The sequence below is a fragment of the Bartonella sp. AP88HLJMH genome, assembly GCF_042195605.1.
In the GTDB taxonomy this organism is placed as follows: domain Bacteria; phylum Pseudomonadota; class Alphaproteobacteria; order Rhizobiales; family Rhizobiaceae; genus Bartonella.
Genome location: NZ_JBHIOR010000070.1, coordinates 1 through 1684 on the forward strand (window position 1 = coordinate 1; position 1684 = coordinate 1684).

Here is a 1684-nt window from a genome sequence, read left to right on the forward strand (position 1 = left end):
AATGATGCCAATCGCTATGCTGTTGAAACCGTTGGCAACCCTGCTTACCCATTGGAGTTGTTTCAAAGGGTTATTACGGTAAGTTTAGAAACAATGAAGATTGTTAAGAACTTACCAAAATTAGAAATAAGAGAAACTGAATAAGCTTATTAAAGCATGCTCACATAATGAGTGTGATAACCTTACAAGGGGTATAAGGTCTTATAACCATAATCTATACCTCTCTTGTTAAGTTGATTAGATACAATCTCAAAAAGACTGTTTATATGCGTTATTCTAAAAAGAAATCATTTGCACTTTTAAATACTCTTATTTGGATTGCTTTAAGACTTTTAAGAAACCCACTCTTAAATAGAATTAGATTTTTTTACATTGCCTTTAAAAGATTATACCGTAATCTAAAATGATAGCTTTATTAACATCGACCTTGTGGCTAAAATTCGTGATTATGCTGCTATTTTCCTAACTCTACTTTGGGACTATAAGCCCCTCTTTGGCTAGTTTTTCAACAGTTGTTTCAGCAACGCTTACTATGAGATCAGAAAATGATGCAAAAGCATTTCCATCGCTATAGCCTTTTGCTAGCCATATGGTTTCTTTGTTTTTTGTATGGTGAATAAGATAAACACTAACACTTATGGCGGGCTTACTAATATTATATCCACCGGTCACATAACCTGGTGTCGTCTCAGTTTTTATGGTAGCAAAGTTTCCAAATCCCGAAATAGTACTTGTAGAGGTTCCCGGATGATATGTTGGCGGGATATACGTCTGTGATATAGCACGATTATCAACGCTAACTATTAGGAGTGCATCTGCGCCTTTATTTGTTATAATTTCCTCTTTCTCGTTATAGGAATAATTACGAGTTAGAGGGAAAAGTTCTAATCCTCTCAATATCTGTACATTGTATTTAACGAGGGATTTCTCAAAGGTGTCTTCAAGTTCTTTTTGCTCAGAAATAGACATGCCAACACCTCCTATGACCACCTTTTTCGTTTGAAATCGTCCCTTGTAGTTTGGATCAACAATTCCGTTCAAATGTGTTATAGGACCACAAGCTGTGAGTATTAACAAACAAAGTAAAATAAAAAACTTCATCATCATAAACCTTTGATTAATGCAAAAGTCTAATAATGTATTTATAATTCAAATTAAAGATACGATTTGAACTTTTAAATAATTTTTTTAGATTGTTTTGCAAAATTTAAGAAATCCACTCTTAAAGTGAATTAGATTTTTTTACATTGCCTTTAAGAGATTATACCGTAATCTAAAATGAGTGCTTTATTGTTATCAAAAGCTTTGTTTAAAGAGAGTTATGTATATTCATTTTGCTTATAGGTTTTGAAGATGTAAAAACCGTCAAAACCCCCTCAAAACGTATATTATTAGTTGAATTTATAGGTTGTGTTATCAATATGGGTTGTTTTTTAAAGGTCTGTAAAATCTTAACATATTGAAAAATAACGTTTTTACTTTTTATCGTTTTTTTACATAATAGCAGCAACCCTCAAAACTCAAAACCCCTTCAAAACTCATAACCATAATGATTTTGATAGCATTTCATATGAGTTACAAGCTATCTTTTGAAAGGCTTTAAAGGGTCATACGCTTTTCATAAGACACGTTTTAATGACTCACTAAAATGATCACTTTTGTCAGTTCAATTTACTGACACATA

The 1684-nt window shown here is 32.0% G+C and carries 1 protein-coding gene; it reads right to left on the reverse strand.

The window, feature by feature from the left end; translation table 11 throughout:
- Positions 1-468: 468 nt before the first annotated feature.
- Positions 469-1107 carry a hypothetical protein gene (locus ACFIMA_RS09535; RefSeq protein WP_375610992.1) on the reverse strand — a complete coding sequence of 213 codons (639 nt, stop codon included), beginning with the start codon at positions 1105-1107 and terminating at the stop codon, positions 469-471.
- Positions 1108-1684: the final 577 nt, after the last annotated feature.

What these genes read in the sequence shown, in the direction of transcription:
- ACFIMA_RS09535 (WP_375610992.1), bottom strand. Translation starts at nt 1,107, where the DNA reads ATGATGATGAAGTTTTTTATTTTACTTTGTTTGTTAATACTCACAGCT.